This is a genomic window from Edaphobacter sp., from assembly GCF_028283685.1.
Taxonomy (GTDB): domain Bacteria; phylum Acidobacteriota; class Terriglobia; order Terriglobales; family Acidobacteriaceae; genus Edaphobacter.
Genome location: NZ_JAPWKF010000009.1, coordinates 142,753 through 159,872, shown reverse-complemented (window position 1 = coordinate 159,872; position 17,120 = coordinate 142,753). Strand labels below are relative to the sequence as shown.

Annotated in this window: 9 protein-coding genes and 1 tRNA gene; 2 read left to right on the top strand and 8 right to left on the bottom strand. The window is 58.6% G+C overall.

All coding sequences use genetic code 11. The annotated features are described in order from the left end of the window. Positions 1–180 precede the first annotated feature (180 nt). The 5 genes from PW789_RS17840 to PW789_RS17820 form a co-directional block, all read right to left on the bottom strand. A complete protein-coding gene (locus PW789_RS17840) occupies positions 181–5,208 on the bottom strand; it encodes a cellulose synthase subunit BcsC-related outer membrane protein (RefSeq protein ID WP_299379162.1) in 5,028 nt (1,675 codons plus the stop codon). A 74-nt stretch (positions 5,209–5,282) separates the two neighbouring features. Further along, positions 5,283–6,404, bottom strand: a complete 1,122-nt coding sequence (gene bcsZ / locus PW789_RS17835) for a cellulose synthase complex periplasmic endoglucanase BcsZ (protein WP_299379159.1) — start codon at positions 6,402–6,404, stop codon at positions 5,283–5,285. A gap of 159 nt (positions 6,405–6,563) precedes the next feature. Beyond that, the gene (locus tag PW789_RS17830; RefSeq protein ID WP_299379157.1) at positions 6,564–10,406 is read right to left on the bottom strand and encodes a cellulose biosynthesis cyclic di-GMP-binding regulatory protein BcsB; all 3,843 of its coding nucleotides are present in this window, start codon (positions 10,404–10,406) and stop codon (positions 6,564–6,566) included. Beyond that, positions 10,369–11,052 carry a glycosyltransferase gene (locus PW789_RS17825; RefSeq protein WP_299379154.1) on the bottom strand — a complete coding sequence of 228 codons (684 nt, stop codon included), beginning with the start codon at positions 11,050–11,052 and terminating at the stop codon, positions 10,369–10,371. The genes PW789_RS17830 and PW789_RS17825 overlap by 38 nt, the downstream gene beginning before the upstream one ends. Then, positions 11,049–13,445, bottom strand: a complete 2,397-nt coding sequence (locus tag PW789_RS17820; protein WP_299379152.1) for a cellulose synthase operon protein YhjQ/BcsQ — start codon at positions 13,443–13,445, stop codon at positions 11,049–11,051. The genes PW789_RS17825 and PW789_RS17820 overlap by 4 nt, the downstream gene beginning before the upstream one ends. Positions 13,446–13,757: 312 nt before the next feature. Between PW789_RS17820 and PW789_RS17815 the strand changes: the two genes are divergently transcribed. Beyond that, positions 13,758–13,833, top strand: a tRNA-Lys gene (locus PW789_RS17815). 145 nt (positions 13,834–13,978) lie between these two features. Here PW789_RS17815 and PW789_RS17810 read toward each other — a convergent pair. Genes PW789_RS17810 through PW789_RS17800 form a run of 3 tightly spaced genes read right to left on the bottom strand, consistent with a single transcriptional unit; the run spans position 13,979 to position 15,991 of the window. Continuing rightward, on the bottom strand, positions 13,979–14,341 hold the full coding sequence (locus tag PW789_RS17810) for an STAS domain-containing protein (RefSeq protein ID WP_299379150.1): 363 nt from the start codon (positions 14,339–14,341) through the stop codon (positions 13,979–13,981). A gap of 21 nt (positions 14,342–14,362) precedes the next feature. Next, entirely contained in the window at positions 14,363–14,803 is a 441-nt protein-coding gene (locus tag PW789_RS17805) for an ATP-binding protein (RefSeq protein ID WP_299379255.1), read from the bottom strand. Between the two features lie 18 nt (positions 14,804–14,821). Further along, positions 14,822–15,991, bottom strand: a complete 1,170-nt coding sequence (locus PW789_RS17800) for a PP2C family protein-serine/threonine phosphatase (protein ID WP_299379148.1) — start codon at positions 15,989–15,991, stop codon at positions 14,822–14,824. 447 nt (positions 15,992–16,438) lie between these two features. On the opposite strand from PW789_RS17800, the gene PW789_RS17795 reads away from it, so the two are divergent. Continuing rightward, complete coding sequence (locus PW789_RS17795; protein WP_299379145.1) at positions 16,439–17,023, top strand: PEP-CTERM sorting domain-containing protein; 585 nt, start codon at positions 16,439–16,441, stop codon at positions 17,021–17,023. Positions 17,024–17,120 lie beyond the last annotated feature (97 nt).

Below are 17,120 nucleotides of genomic sequence, written 5' to 3'. Positions count from 1 at the left end.
ACGACGGCACACCTTGCCTCGGCAGTTGCTTGTAGCTACAAGGAATTACCTGATCCACCCCGACAAGGCAAGTTAAGTTTCTTGGATGAAAAATACAAAATGAAAAAAATCATGGAGAGTGCGACCATGTAAAACTCGTCGCAGCCACATTTAGGCGTCACACGCTCAGGACGGGCCGCTTTACGGTACGCGCAGAGGACGGAATCCAGTGTTGATCGGGAAGAGGCCCCGCGGACCGCCTTCGGTACCGACCTGTGGCTTGAACATAAAGCGCACATAGAATCCACCCGTCACCAGGTTGTAGTTGCGGGTGTTGTTGGCGGTGAGAAATCCGCCGACATACCAGCGATCTCCGAAACGATACGCTCCCTGAGCATCGACGCCGTAGTTCAGGCCGGTATCGCTCGACTGCGAATAGTACGCGTTATTCGATGCTGTCTGCAACGGAAGGTCGAGCGGGTAGTACGGTGCTGAAGACTCCTGGAAGGTCTGGATGCCAGCGCTCCCGTTGACGGTGTAGTTGAAGTTCTTGCCGTACTTGCCTTCAAAGGTAAACGGAACCGACGCCAGGAAGTAGGCATTGGGGCTGAAGTAGCCGCCATTGCCGTAGCTCATTCCCTGCTCGTTATAGTCGTAGTGCATGCCGAACAGGTTCACGCCGATATTCAGCTTGCCGTACTCCGGCCAACGATGCGCAAGGAAGTACGCTCCCAGCGTACCGTCATAGCGACGATTTTCCAGAACGTGGTGTCCATCGATGACCGCTCCTCCACCTTGCGCGTACAGGCCTGCGCGCTCATCCCCTTTCTCGAAGCGGATACCTCCGCCAGTCGAGACCACACCGCCCCAGATGTTGCCGGAGTAGAGAGCCGAGATCGTTCCGGGATCGCGAAGTCCGGCATAGGACAGCTGCGTATCCTTCACGGAGTCGCGATCGCCGTAGAACGAGATCGGCCCTCCAAGGGGGCGCAGACGGAAATGGCCGATCACGTTCGAAACGAGAAAGTCATACGGTGTGTAGCCGATCGAGAGCCCGATGTTCTGTGACACAAGCTGCAACTCGCCACCAACACCCGAAGAAAACTGCTCGGCCGGAGCTATAAGAGCATTGCCGGGTAGCGTGCCCAGCACGGGAATCGTTCCGCCGCTCTGGCTCTGGAATTGGGCGACATCGATGACTCCCGAGCTAAGAAAGATCGCACGCGGGATGACCGAAACACGCACGGATTTTCCCATCACGACTGAAGCCTCCAGGGGAGCCTCCGTGTCGTTCAGCCGATCAAAACCCGCATTGCCGCTGCGATAACGTCCAATTGCAGCTCCCCCCACCCAGCCGGAGTAGGAGCTTTCAATGGCAGCAAGCTCCATTTCGGTCTTTTCGCGCGGCGACATCTGCCCCCCCGGAACGACACCGGAATCGCCATAAGATCCACGCAGCGGGGGCACCTGTCTGGCCATCAGCTGGGAGTCCGTCGGTGGTTGATCCTGCGACGGCATCGGGGTCAGCGTCGGATAGCCGGAGTCCGTCAGCGGACGAGCTACCGAGGGATATCCGAGCGACTCCTGCGTTGGTGCGGGAGCAGCCGCAGGGATCGCAGGCGCCGCCGGCTGAGCGGGGAGCTTGCGGCGAGGCGTCGAGCGGCGGGGCGCCAGTCCCGGCTGGGGATACTGCTGTCCATAGCTATCGCCGTTCTGGTTCCCTGCCTGTGCGCCAGGCGCATACTGCGCGTTGTGCGTCACCAGGTCATCCTGCGGAGGGCTGCTCTGCCCCACCATTGGCCGCCCCGAACGCGATGCACCCACATGAGCATTGGGGACGTACCGCGTCGTCGGCAGAACATCAGTCACATCTTTCTGCTGGGGCATTCCATGAGGAGTCGCATCTCCCAGCCGAACGGCAGTCGGAGACGGCGTGTATCCCCAGGCAGGATTGTTCAGCGCCTCAGCTGGTGCCGCAAGCGCCGACTGCGCAGCATTCGCTGACGGTACATACGGAACATACGGCCCGTAGACATCCTGCGAACGGCCAGCTCCAGAAGCCGACGGCGTAGCGTAACTCAACGCCTGATCGCGCTCGCGATCGTTGGCCGCCGTTGGTGCTCCGTAGGCGACGATATCTTCTGCCGGGGGCTGGCTGACACCGCTCGGGGACACCGGAGGCAGCGCCGATGCCGAGGTCGACGGTACATACTCGCCCGGCATACCCTCCGCGCTCCTCGGATGCCTCGCCGCCGGGTTCGACATATATTGCGGTACGACACTCGAATGTCCCGAGTAGGGCGTGTTGACCTGGACCGGTGCCTGCCCATAGTAGTTCGAATAACTCGGAAGGTAAGGTTTGGCCGGTTCCCGTGGCGATCCGTCGGTATCTCCGTCTTCTGGAACACCAAGAAGATCGGACAGATCTGCTGCATGCCCTGCGCTGGGCAGGCCGCGCACCGGGGCGGGCTGGCTCAACTCATTCGCAAGCTCTGCTCCCGGATCTCCCGGAGGCATGGCTGCCAGAGAGGCCTTGAAGTAATCCGCAGCACGGCCATTGTTCCCCCTCGCCTGCTCAAATCGCGCCGCAAGATTCAGCATCTCTGCGTCGCGCGGGTACTGATCGAGCCCATAGCGCAGCCAGATTTCGGCGTCTTTCTTGTCTCCCGCAGCCAATGCCGCTCCGACGGCCGACTTATAGTCAGTCGAAGACGCAGCCGTCATATCCTGCGCATGAAAGATTGCGATCGCCTGCTTGGGCTGCCCGGCACGGGCGTAACCCGTCGCAAGCGCACGCACCACCCCAGGGTTGTCCGGAAAGGCCTTCGCCGCGGCGTTGAGAATTGCCAGAGAGCGCTTGGTATTGCCAGTCGCCGCGGTCTGACTGGCACGGCGCACCGCCCAGTTCGACCAGATCGTCTGCACCGTCCGCCGCTGCTCGTCGGTGAGGTCCGGGCGTCCACCCAGCAGCATCAGCTGGCGATAAAGTCCCGCATCGTTGCCACCGTTGTAGAGCAGCCACGCATCCTGGATATCGATATCGGCTGGAGGAGCGGCATGCTGCGCAGCGTAGTGCTGCTGCACCCGCTGCATGTAAATCATCGCCTGCTGCGGCTGCCCCAGCCCGTTATAAACCCCGGCCACCGCCTGCAGATACTCCGGATCGCTCTCCAGCTGGGTGCGCGTCGTCTGCGGAATCTGTTGAATCTGTGCCAGTGCATCCTGATCACGCCCCGTGCCGTGAAGCACCGTGATCAGCCCCTTCCACGCATCGGTCCGCTGTGGGTCCGCCGTAAGAATCTTGCGATAGATGGGAAAAGCATGCTGCGCGTCGTTGCGGGCCATGTACATTCCCGCAAGCTGGAGCAGGACCGCCGTCGAAGGTTTCTGACCGGCCTTCATCTGTGCGGCGATGGATTTCTCAAGAATCTCCTGCGCGATATCGATCCGGTTCTGTGCCTGATAGATCGACGCCACCGTGGTCTGGAAGCCGGGGTCACGCATCGCCTCCTGGTAGACCGCGGGAGGCATGTTCTGCAGCGACTGAAGAGCTGCCGCATCCTGTTTCATACCATGCTGCGCTCTGATCAATCCCTGCCAGGCCTGAGCATTGCTCAGGTCGCTCCGCAGTGCCTGGTTGTAAAGTGCTGCCGCCTGCTCTGGACGATTCGCCTGCTGCAACAGGGCGCCGTACTGCAACTGGGTCTCAATCTTGAGACCGTTGCCTCCCGACGGATACGGCAGTTGCAGCGCGCTCTGCAACACACGCTGCGCATCCGCATCCCGGCCAACAGCCGAGTAATCCGATGCCAGAGAACGCAGGTAGTCCATATCTTTCATCAGCTGCAACCGGACCGCAGACGGAATCTTGCTCTCGGTAATCAAGGCTCCCGGAGCGTTCCCTCCATTCGACTGCGCAAGAAACAGACCCCGCCACGCCGCAATCGATGCCGGCTGCGCTTTGGTGAATCGCTCATACACCTGCGCTGCCGCGTCATTCTGCTGAGCCTTCAACAGCGTCCCGCCAAGTCCTTCCAGAGCCTCGGGGCTGTTGGGGCGAAGCGAGAGGGCCTGCTGATACTTTTGCTCCGCGGTCGTCAGATCGTTGTCAGCCAGCGCCATCTGGCCTTCGCCCATCACACTGTAGAAATGGGAGCTCTCCAGGGCCTCATCCAACCCGGAATCGCGCGCACCATACTGTTTCGCCTGCTCCAGAAAGCTGATGGCCCCACCGAAGTTCCCCTGCTGCATCCGGACATAACCCAGCCCCGCAAGCGCACGTGGATTCTGAGGCTCCTTTGCGAGGATCTCCTTGAACCGTGTACCCGCCTCTTCAAGATGTCTGGCGTTGAGAGCCGAGTAAGCCGCAGCTTCCTCCTGGTTGCGGGCACGAGCCATCTTCGTCTGGGCAATCTGCTGCGGCGTCTGCGGCAGCGCAGCAGGTCCGCCCTTCGGCTGACGCTTGAGAGCCTCCGCCAGTTGCGGGTCATCATGCTTCGACAAATACGCTCGAAGATCTGCCGCAGAAGCAGGATTCGACTGATCCCACACCAGAGACTGATGCAGCGCCTCGACCGCCTGCACGTCGTTGGGGTACTTCTCCAGAAACCGGCGCCCCTCCGACCGCGTCTGCGGGTTGTACGTCAGAATCCGCCCAAGCGCTACCTGGTAGCGCGAATCATCCGGGTACCGCTTCACCATGCCGCGCAGTCCCGTGATCGCATGGGCGCGATCCTCCGGGATAGCAGCTTCGGTCTCGTAATAGGCAAGCGCCCAATCCCCCGCAGGAGGATTCTCCCCAAACTCTTTGCGGTAGATCGTCATCGCCTGGCTGTATTGACCCGACTGCGCGTACTTCCCTGCCTGCTGCAGCTGCGCCGTCTGGCTGGCCTGCGAGTCCGTCGCCTGGATGCGCGCGATATTGGAATCTTTCGGATTGATCGCACGAAGCCGATCAAGATACGTTCCCGCAAGAGCGGAGTTTCCACTGACCTTCGCAGAGCGCGCCAGGCCAGCCAGCGCCTCAACGTTATTGGGCTCAGACAGCAGCACCTGCTGCCACGCCTGCGAGGCCATATCCAGGCGTCCCCTCGTCTCGAGGGCATGCGCCTTATCCAACAGGACCTGGGTCGCTGAGCCACCCGCCTGCGCATGCAGCAAGACCGGCAGGGTTCCTACACCCAGAAGCATGGCCGCCAGAAAGGCTCGTGTTGGACTGATCGGACTCATAAATTCTCGTCGTTCTTCCGGGCGCAAAGCCGAACGTGCGACGGCTGCCGACAGCTCTCGGATTTTACTGAAGCTTACCGCCTTTTTACCGTTTTTTGTCTGTTTTTTCTTGTATTTACTGGTTCGCCAATAACGAGGAATACCGCAATGTTTACCTCCATCTCACCCGCAGCATCCCGTTCCGATCCAGACGAAAACGCCCCTCCTCCCATCCCGTAGCGAAGAGGACAAGATTCTGATCGTAGTAATCCCCACTCTTTCCATAGAGACCCGTTACCGCATCGCGCATCGTGTCCAGCCGATCCCAGCTGCGCCTTGGCCTCTGCCTCGCGTCCCACCGCGCGAAGATAAGGCGCCGCTGCCGCGAAAAAGCCCGCCGGAGCATACTGATTCACAACCTTGCCCTGGGCATCCACCAGCTGCGGAGGAGCGCCGTGGATCGCAATATAGTCCGCCATGGCGGGAATATGCCCCAGCGCCGCCTTCACTCCACGCGTCTCCGGATCTGCGATGCCGAGCCATAGATAGACTCGTATGGCCTCAAAGCCACCGATGGGCATCGCACCTGCATCTCCTGCAGCCCGCTGCGCCGGCGTCGCCGAAGGGTGAATTCCCTGCCCTGCAACCACCCAATCCATCGCATAGCCTGCACCCGATCCCTGGGCAAGCATTGGTCCCAGAGAATCGAGAACGGCTCCCCAAGGCCCCGAGGGCGCTGCAGTTGAAAGGCGTGCCAGCACAAAGGGAGGTAGATAGCTCGGATTCAATACCCATGTCTGCTCATCCGGGTGAAAACCGTAGATGCCGGGCAGCAGCGTCGTTCCCAGTCCAGGAACCTGCGCCGTCTCCTGGCGTGCAACCTGTGCCGCCAAAGACAGGCCGAGTCGACTGTACCTCGGCTCATGCCAGAGACGCCCCGCCTCGATCAGAGAATACGCAATCCACAAGTCGGAGTCGGCGGCTGAGTTCCGGTCCAGCGCCTTCCACTGTCCATCCGGCCCCCTTCCCCAAAGCCACACCGGTAGATGCTGCGAAAGATCGCCCTGCGCCAGATTGATCTCCGTCCAATGCAGAATGCGATCGAAGCGATTTCTGTCATTGGCGACGAGAGAAAAGAACAGCCCATACGACTGGCCCTCACTGGTCGAATGGTCCTGCGCGCTATGGTCGATCACACGCCCCTGATCATCGATCATGGCGCGGCTATAACTCTCCCATAACGGCCAGGAGCTGATCTGTGCCAATAAACGAGATGGAGAGCATCCGGTCAGCATCAACCCGGCAAGTAAGCCGGAAGAGACTCGGTTCTTCCACCGCCATAACCCGGCCGACGCTGGCGCCGTTGACCTCATCGCTTAAGCATTACCCTGCAACCGCTTCTTCGCACGACGCCGCAGGCTCGCACGAACCACAGTCGCCATCAGGAATGCGATCAAGAACAGGCCAACCACCATCGCCCACTGATACTTCGAGAACAGCAGATTGATGTGAGTCCACCACGAAAGCGAACCGACGTAGTAGACATCGTTGCCGATCCGGTAAGAGGCAAAACGACGTCCATGCAGCACGCTGACAGACTGAGAGATATCCGAAGACTGCGACGTATTGAGAAACACCGAAAGAAAGTTCGGCACGACCGCATGATCCCGCAGCGCCACCAGCACCACGGAACGGCCGGAATTCGCTGGCCACTCCACACCCTCGATCAACGCGTCAGGAAGGCCTCCAGCAGTCTCCAGCTCTCCCGATTGCACGCGGTCAGAGCTGCGAACCTTCCACCACGCATGTTGCAGCGACGAAAAGAACCCCTGCGTATCCTGAATGTGAAGTCCGCTGCCGTCGACAACCACCGGCAGTGAAGGATTCAGGCGCGCCAGCGCCGGTGAGTCGTCAACCGTGCCAATCACAAGGTAATCCTTGCGCGAATCAGCCTTCATCCCATCGGAATCCGTCACCGTGACATTCGTGACCGGATAGCCGGTCTGGCTGCCGAAGTGCCCCATGAAGGTGAGGTACGTCTCAATCTCATCTCCTGTCGGCGTTCCGGGGAGCACCACGGCCGTATCCGAAAGGTCGGCGCGGCGCGTAAAGGGATAGCCTGCATTGGCAAAGATCTCCAGGTTCGGCAGAGCCGTCCAATGCGGAATGTCCTGGATCTCGAGGTACGAGTCCTTCATGATGGCTGCCTTCATGTTGTAAGGCGCCGTGTCCTGGCACTTCCCGTTCTTGGCCAGAAGGAAGATGAACTGCGTCATGAAGGTATTCGAAAAGGGACGCATATCGCCGATCGGAATGCCGATCGTCTGCTCCAGGCGCGCCGAAGCGCTCTGGGAGTGTGGCAACGGCGTCGAGCTGATGTAGGCATCGTTCATGTACACCTGCATCGAGCTCTGATTCGAAATAGGAATACCGTTGTACCGGTATCCCAGGTGGAACGTGAGATATTGCTTCTGGCCGTAGTAAAGATCCGGCGGCACGCGCATGTAAATGCGCATCGGAACCGAGCCGTCCCCCTGCAGATCGATGGTCTGTGCGATCTCGCCAATCGGTGTATCCCGGTCTGTCGACAGCCACCGCGGCGCATCGTCGGGCTGACGCTGCGCCGGCATCTTCAGTGACGCGATGCGCGTGGTATCCCCGGAGAGGAGATCGCGCTGCAAGGCAAGACCAAGCGCAGCCGTCAACAGGTCATCCGCGTTGTCTCCGGTCAGCACCAGTACCTTCGAATATGGATCGGAAGGATTGGCTCGCATGGCAACGCTCGGCCCCGGCACTCCGGGGCGCAGGCTCACCGGCAGATCCGCCGCATTCTCCGCAATCACAATGGCGTTGCCCGATGGAATCGATCCGATCGACACAGGAAAACGGACCGGCCGCGAATTGGTGATCACACCGAACCACGAGGTCACGATCCCCGCAGCCTGCATCGCCCGCGGCGAGGGCTGCCCCAGGAAAGCAACCGGAATCGAAGGATGCAGGTTGACCGCCGCATCGTAGAAGGGCTGGGGAAGCAGCCTGAGATCATCTTTCAGCGGAATCAACGCTCCCGAAAGCTCCAGCGTCGAAGTTGCATCCACATGACTCCACAGCGTTGTATGGGCCGGATCTTCGCACTCCATTGTGTAATGGCCGATGAACTCGAAGGTGAGCTGGTTCTCGCGCACCATCATCTCAGCCGGCAGCGTTAGAGTCGCCTCCAATAGAGCGTTGTTCTCGTGCCGGGGGCCCTGCTCCTCTCCCGGAGCAGGAGGCGTCGGAGTCACCGTCACCGGTAGCGTCGCAAATACCGTGCCGTTCAGCGAGACCTTGAGATGGCTCAATGCCGGGATCAGACCCGGAGAAAAGTGATACTGCAGGTGCAGCGTAGCCGCTTTGACGACCTGCGTCTGGGGCAACGAAAAGCTGATCGTGTGATAAGCATCCACACCCCGCAACACAATCGTGTCCGGCACGCCAAGATCGCTGAAGGTGAAGGTGGTATCGAAGTTCGCGGGTGAGGTCGTGGCAGCAGTCCTCTCCGGCGCAGGAGCCATCACGTCCGCCCCAGGAACAGCCGCTGATGTCCTCGAAGGGCGTTGCGCCTGCAGTCCCGACGACATCAGCAGGAACAGAAAGAGAATCAGCGGAGCACTGTTGACCGCCAGCTTCGTCTTGGACTTGCCCTTGGAATCGGACTTCTGAAGCATCTTCATCACGTTTCTTCCCGTCTCGGCCAGACCAATCAGAGAGAGCTTGAAGATCAGCGCCAGGCTCTTCATCGGACGATCGGACTCACGGTTCTCACCCCAGCCCAGCCATGTGTCTGCGCGGGAGTAGAGCACAATCGTCAGCGCCTCTTCCTCCAGAAGAGTGAGTGGATCGAACTGTGCTCGCAGAACGTTGCCCCGGAGCTCCATAATCGTCCCCGGAAAAGAGGCTGTGCCCTCAAGCACCGGCAGCGCCAGCCTGACAGGATCTCCCAGCTTGAGGTCGAAGCCCTGATCCATCGTCGCCATCAGGCCGCCGGTCGACATGTCGATCGTCGTTCCCTTGATGGAGCCTCCATCCGGCATCTTGACCTCGACCGGAATCGCCATCTCGATACGAACCGTCTGGCGCCGCTGCGCATTCTCCCAGGCCACCGCCGAGCACACCCCCAGAATCACCATGTTGAAGCACACCCAGATGAGGTTCATCACCACCGTGCCACCGTGGCCTGCGTCATACAGATCGCGAATCAGCGGAAGAGGAATATGGAAGAAGCGCGGAATTCCCATCAGCATGCCAACGATATTCAACCCCATCATGAACAGGAATGGCCGGGCGATGCGGGAGTCGAAGAAGCGCCGATTCACGACGCCGCCCTTCGCCGTCACATCGAAGCTTCCGAACTTCGGATTGACCAGGGCCAGCATCGTCGGCAAAAAGATGAACGGCGCCAGCACCGTCTCATAGATCTCGTTCCAGAAGGAGTGGCGGTGCTGCCCTTGAATACGCGAGTTGGTGATATTCGAAAGGAACAGATGCGGCAACGCATACGCCAGAATCGCTGCCCAGTACCCGGGAACATTGACCTGCCCCAGGATGAGATAGATCAGGGGAGCCGTCAGAAAGATCAGACGCGGCAGTGCATAGAGAAAGTGCGTCATCGCATTGAAGTAGCAGAGACGCTGTGCCGGCCGCAGTCCCTTCGCAAAGAGCGGATTATCCGTGCGCAGGATCTGAATCATGCCGCGCGCCCAGCGGATACGCTGCTTGACGTGGCCGCTCAGCCGCTCCGTCGCCAGGCCAGCTGCCTGCGGAATATTGATGTACGCGGTGTTCCAGCCATTCATCTGCATGCGCAGGGAGGTATGCGCATCTTCCGTGATGGTTTCCACCGCGATACCGCCGATCTCATCGAGAGCCGTACGGCGCAGCACCGCGCAGGAGCCGCAGAAGAACGTCGCATTCCAGAAGTCGTTGCCATCCTGAACGATGCCATAGAACAGCTCTCCCTCATTCGGAATGACGCGAAACGTATTGAGATTCCGCTCAAACGGATCAGGGGAGTAGAAGTGATGCGGCGTCTGCAGCATTGCCAGTTTGGTATCGCGCTGAAACCATCCGATCGTCATCTGCAGAAAGCTTCGCGTCGGAACGTGATCGCAGTCGAAGATTGCCACAAACGGCGAATCGAGCCTAGGCGAGAGCGCGGTTGATGTTTCCTGCCTTGGCATGCGCGTTATCGTTGCGCGTCATATATCCGATGCCGGCCTCTTCCGCAAACTTGCGGAACTCCTCGCGCTTGCCGTCGTCAAGGATGTAGACATTGAGCTTATCCACCGGCCAGTCGATATTCATCGCTGCCAGCGCCGTGTACTTCACCACGCTCAAAGGCTCGTTATAGGTCGGGATCAGCAGATCGACAGAAGGCCATGTCGAGGGATCTTCAGGCAGCGGCACCGGTGTTCTGCGCAATGGCCATGCCGTCTGCAGATAGCCGAGAAACAGAATGATGAACGCATACGCCTCGGCCAGAAGCAGCATGAAGATGAAGAACGCCTCTAGAAACGAGTACTTCGACCCCGGTTCCAGAAAGAAGCGTACGGTCGTCGACATGCGCCAGAACCCATAGCGAAAGGTCGAGTACATCGACGCAATCATCAACGTCAGCGTAACCAGGTACGTGCTCGAGCTGCGATCCATCCAGATGGCAACCAGCACCGTCAACAAACCCAGCACCAGCTGCTGAGGCCAGGTCAGCTCCAGAACGCTTGTCGAAAACAGAAAAACCAACCCTACGCCAATAATCAGAAAGCGCAGCAGTCGAACCAGAACATGATCACCGGATTCAAACTCCCGCCATAGCGGCGAGTCACTCATCGCTCGCTCCAGCGAACATTGCGAAATCCGGCAGCTGCAGGAGCCGCAACAGCACGCAACCAGTTGGCGACGTTCATGTAATCCCCTGAAACCGGCGACTCCGGAGCATAATCGACCACCGTCATGCCCTCCGCCAGCGCTTCACTCACCTCAGGTGCCCGATGAATAACAAATGGCATCAGACGGTCGCCAAGCTGGCGGCGTAAGACCTCCCGCACATCAAGATGCAGCGGCAGCGAAACATCGAACTGGTTGATGACGTAGTACGGCTGCAACGGCCGCCCATCGGCATCCACCATTCCCTGGAAGAACTTTTCAATCGACTGCAGGCTGATCACAGAGTTCATGTCCGGCGCCAGCGGCACCAGAATCTTCGGGCTCATCCGTGCAATATTGCGGATAATCCATGCCGAGTTAACCGAGAGATCCAGCAGAATACGATGCGTTCCCCGACTGCTCGCCAGAATCTCTTCAACCAGCTTCTCGCGATCGGCATCACTCTTCTCCTGGCCGACTTCATAGCTGACCAGATAGATCGGCGCATCCGTACTTCCGCTCGGAGGCGAGAAGGTACGTACCGCCCCCTGCCGCAGCTCGCTTGCTCCAAAATAAAACGGAAGCAGACCGTGCGAGGTCGTGTCGGTCAACAGCACCTTCTCTCCCAGCGAGGAGAGAGAGCGGCCCACCGTGGCGACCAGGCTCGTCTTGCCCACTCCTCCCGCAAGCGAGAGAACCGCCAAAATTGGCGTACGAACTTCCTTCTGACGTGCAGGAACCGCCTCGACCATCTCGCTGCCCGGCTGTTCAAAGACGCCTTTGAGCGCAAACCAGCGCGCCGCCACCCGCTCGCGCGAGTGCTGCAACGTCTCTGCGACCGAAGCTAATGGGGGAGGTGGAGCTACTGTCTTTCCCATCTCCGGAGTCGGCGGAGCATAAAACCATGCCGGTCCGGCAGGACTCTTTCCATGCGCCGCGCTACTGCCCGATTCGGTCAGCTCCGGTGAACCCGTTCCAGAAGGAACCGGCGAAAAAAACGAGCTATTCGATCCGGCCTGCGCCTCTGAAAAGCCCGTCACGCGCGGATTTTGGCTGTCGTCATGAGCCCGCCGCCCTCGCACCGGCTCATGCGAGGAAGAGAGCTGCGAGAACGGGGAGACCGGACGAGCCCCCAACACCGAGTCACCCAGGACGGACGGTACCTGTGAATTGGAGAAGAAGTCGGGGTTTGCAGAACCGGGTACAGGCTCTGTCGATCTGCTATGGTCCCCGAAAAGGCTATCGGCACGATCCTGCGAGGCTACCTTCTCCCAGAAGGGAGTCTCGGAAGGAGATTCAACCGGAGATGATGAGAACACCGGCCTGACCGCCTCAGCGGCCTCACGCGACTCTTCTCTGCGCTGCGAACCGGCTTGCGGAGGAAACACTCGTCGTCCTCCGCTCGAGGAGCCCGAACCTGTAGTGCCCGAGCCAGCTCCTGCTCCAGCTCCAGCAGAAGATCCATCTCCTTTGCCTGTGTCGCCGCCCCCTGCAGCCTGCACCTTAAGAAGAAGGTCGCCATCCCGGCGACGCATGCTGCTGTCCATGCGGGGATACACCGGCGATGCCGGGCGAACAATATCGGCAGAACGGCGATCGAACGCCGGAGCCTGGAATCCCTGCCCGCGGTAGCTCTTGCGGATACCCGACGGCTCATCCGGGTGATATCCCTGCCGGCGCCGATGCTGGCCGCTTACATCCTGAGCGGCAATCTTCTCAACCACCTGCACAGGAGCCGGAGTTCCACTCGCAGATGACGACGGTGCATGGGGAAGTGCAGCCGACGTCGCGACCGGCGTATACGGATCCGAGATTTCACCCGGAACAGACGTCTCGAACGCCTCCGAAGAACGTCCCCCAACGTCCGATGCTCGACGACGTCTTTCAACCCCAGCATATTGAGCGGCCTGTTGCCCTGCCAGGGCCTGGGCATCCGCGATCTCCCGCTCTTCGATACGAGCGGTGGCCTCTGCGGCTGCGGCTGCTTCGGCACGCCGTGCTGCCTCAATCCGTTCAGCGGCAGCGGTACGGGCTGCATCTTCCGCCTCACGAAAGCTCTGCTTCACGACAGCTTCCGAGGTCGACCCCTCCTGCGCACGAGCCATGGCAACGGCTTTAAGAGCAACCGTTTCAGCAGCTTCTGCAGCTGCCTCCGATTCCGCCTTCGCGTTCAGTGCCTGCTGGCGTACCTGTTCGGCGGCGCGATGCCGCAGCTGGGCCCGATACTCTCGCCGAGAAGCCGAAAAATCACGATATTTCGCTCCATGAACATTGGCCCACGAGTACAGTACGGCAACATCTTCCGGGGTCTCGGCAACGCCGAGATCTTCCACTTTATCCGTGCCAGGTTTTTCCATCGTCGCTTTCGTCCTGTCCTGGGCACTCAGGTCTGACGTGACGCGCCCGTGGCGGATCTGCTGCTGGCTGCAAGGCAACTACGGCAGCAGCGTGCAATAGGACGAGGTTAATGGCCGCCTACATGCAAGTCAATGAACCCGCCGTGGCACTTTTGTGTCACGATCATGGGCCCTGATCCTTGATGTTTCTGTATTTTGCAGACATTTTCCGTGCTTCCTCCCAATATGCCGCGAAGAGAGGAGACGCTCCCCTCCTCTCTTCGCCTGCAAAACCCATTTGCACGGGCTGATGTGCTAACTTGAAAGAGGTTAGAGAGCGTAGCTCAGTTGGTAGAGCATCGCCCTTTTAAGGCGCTGGTCCTGGGTTCGAGCCCCAGCGCTCTCACCACTCAAATCCTGAAACAATGGTCTAGCGACCAACAGCCCCGAAACCTAAAACAAAGGCAAAGCGCCGAAACTCAGCGCCCCAAAGCTTTCGTGGGAAGCAGGAGAGGCCACGAAAGCTCGCGGCCTTCGCCGCCGGCAATGAACCATCAGGACAAGAATGCGGCACACGCGGTCTGTTCGTCGGGATGGATGGTCGTGTACTTCGTTATACCCACCATGGTGAAGACCTTCTGAAAGTGAGGCTTCAGGCCGAACGACTGAATGTTCTGACCTGTTTTGCTGGCTGCAATCAGCATCTGGATGATCAGGGCAATACCGCTTGAGTTCAGATAGTCCACGCTTGAAAAGTCCAGCAGGATACGCTTCGTACTATCAGCAAGTCCTTGATAGGTTCCCAGAACGGCAGCCTGCGAGGCGCTCGTGATGTCACCCGCAAATCGCAGTACAGTGATGAGGACATCACCGCATCGGACTTCTTCCATCTTTACCTGCGTCACCTTCTCCTGCATATCTTTCTCCTAAGCTCTTATCTAACTGTTTGCAGGATGCAGACGAATGACCATGCGAGCATAACTTCCCGTGGGTGGCGAACTAACCCACTCCACTTCATCAACAAGGGACTCGATCAGAAACATTCCCATGCCGCGTGCCGCTTCCTCTTCGTGCATCTTTCGATCAATGTCGGGCCGAACGGTGTGCCCTTTCGGACCTTCACCGGTATCGAGAACTTTGACCTCCAGGGAATCTGCATTCATGGAGAGTATGATCCCCACCAACCGCGTCTCATCGAGCTTGTTGCCATGCTCCATGGCATTGATGCAAGCCTCCGATATCGCGGTCTTAAGATCCTCGATACGGTCGTCCGCAAAGCCCATCAGATGAGCGACGCTGGCAGCTGTATTCATGGCGACTTTTTCAAAACCAAGGCGCGATGGAAGCCTGAGTTCAATGCTGCTCCTATGTTCATCCATCAAGTGTGGTCTCCACTATCAGCCTCTGAACAACGTGAGCGCAGTCATATCATCGGATTGCTCTAATCCATCTGAGAATGTTTCCAGGGTTCGCCAAAGAGACTGTAGAGCCAGGTCGGCGGTCAGCTCATCGCAATGGAGAAATGCTTCCAGCAAGCGGTCTTCTCCGAACTCTTCGCTTCCACAGAAGACCTCTGTCATGCCGTCAGTGTAGACCAAAAGTCTTGCCCCGAAGTCCAACGATATTTCTTCCGTGACATAGCTCGAAGACGGCAGCATACCGATAGGTATGCCCGATGCTGAGAGCCTGCGCACGGTTCCGTCGCCTGCAATGAGGAATGCGGGATTATGTCCCGCATTCACAACTTCAAGTGTGTGCGCTGCCGGATCGAGTTCCATCAATAGGGCGGTCACATACCGGCGCTGCGCCTCAACGCCCTCACCAAAATGAAGCAGGTTCATGCGGGTGGCGATCTCGCAGAGATTCAGCCCAGAGTGCACCATCGCCCTGAGTGCAGAACGAAATGAAGTTCCAACAAGCGCCGAGGCCAGCCCCTTTCCCGCAACGTCCGCCACCACGATGACGATCTTCCCGGAAGACAACGATACGATGTCGAGATAATCCCCACCCACTTCGTAGCAGGTTACGGATTGGGCAGCTAGATGGTAGCCGGGGATGGACGGCATACGTTGCGGAATGAGACTCAACTGGACTCTGCGAGCCGCCTCAAGATCGCTCTCGACGCGCTGCCACTGCAGGGCGCGTTTGTGGAACTGCGCATTTTCGATAGCCACCGCAGCTTGAACGATCAGCGATTCCAGAAAATCCAATTCGTCGAAATCGAGAGTACGACGGGGAGGAATCAGTAGAACCAGTTCCGTGAACTGAGTTCCCGTTTTATCCCGGAGCGGAAGGCGCATCAACGGGCCACAAGAGAAGTCGACCTCCCACATCGTCGCATTGGACGCGACTAAATTCTGAAAAGCAGGCGGCACCGTGCCATAACTTAGGGGCCAGGTGGAAAAGAATGCGCCAGTAAGTTCAAGCTCGCGAACGACGATCTCAAGCGCGATGTGAAGAACTTCTTCCAGCTTAATAGTCGAGTGGAGTTGTCGACTGGCTTCCAGCAAAGCCTGCAGGCGAATGACTTGTTGTTGCGCTAAGAGAGTTTCACTGATCTCCATCATGCCTCTTCCTTAACTGGAAGGTGTGCACGAGTATAGTCCGAAAAACTCTGACCTCCGTGACGATATATCTCGCGCGACCGGCTAACATACGACGCCAGTTCTAATATGTATCGCGCCGATGACTTACTTCTCTGTCTAACTCTCTGAAGAACGTGCATCTCTCGCGATCAGTTTGAAGCTACAAATAAGACCGGGTAAGTGATCCGTTTACTAGCATGGCGAGCGTCTGCACAGTCTGACTACGAATAATGATCTCCAGTACGAATGCAATTTTTTGCATGACCATTCTTCGAAATCTACAAAAATAAGAGAAAGTAGTAGATTAATTTCGGCATGGTACGTGCATGCATGCCATCTGCTACCCCTTCCAAATCGGCCCCCTCGCTTGTGCACAGTATCGGTTCACAAAACTGGTTCTATTTAAGCCTGCACTCCAAGGAGATTCGAATGCGTATCACGCGTTATCTGCTTGCCATCTCTCTACTTTGCGGAGCCTTCCGGTTTGCGAAGGCGGATGACTTTCGCATGGTCGTCCTGGATCCGCCGCCTTCCAGTTTCCCCACCTATCCGATCTTCGACTCACCATTTACCTTCACCTTTGCGCCTTGCGCCGTCGGACAGCTGCCGACCGGCACAGCAGGGACATATGACGGGTGTTTCTCCGGCGTCAACCGAACGGGCGAGGACTGGACAAGCCTGATGCTGAATTTCGCCAATAACAGCGCTCTCTCCGATGCGGCCCCGGCGGTTTGCAGCCTGGACGGCGGAGGTCAGGACATCTTCGCAGCTCCTGGCCCTGGCAACTGCGATCTTCAGGATGACGAGCAATATGTCTTGATCTTCAGCGGCGGTCTTCTCAAGAACAACGAAAACTTCGTCATTGCTGAGCAGGGCGTGGATCCATCAGACTTTCCCGAAGTGACCGCGTCCTTTACGACCTCCGCCGCCACACCGGAGCCGGAATCGCTTTGGCTCCTGTCCACGGGACTTCTATATGCCGGCTCGCTCCTGAAGAAGCGTCGCGTCTCTTAGTCCCGCATACGACGGCTTTCACGTTTGGGGAGAAGCGGCGGATCCCGGCGGTCAACCGCTTGCTCTTCGTCTCAAAAAAATAAGGCTTCTGGCCGCA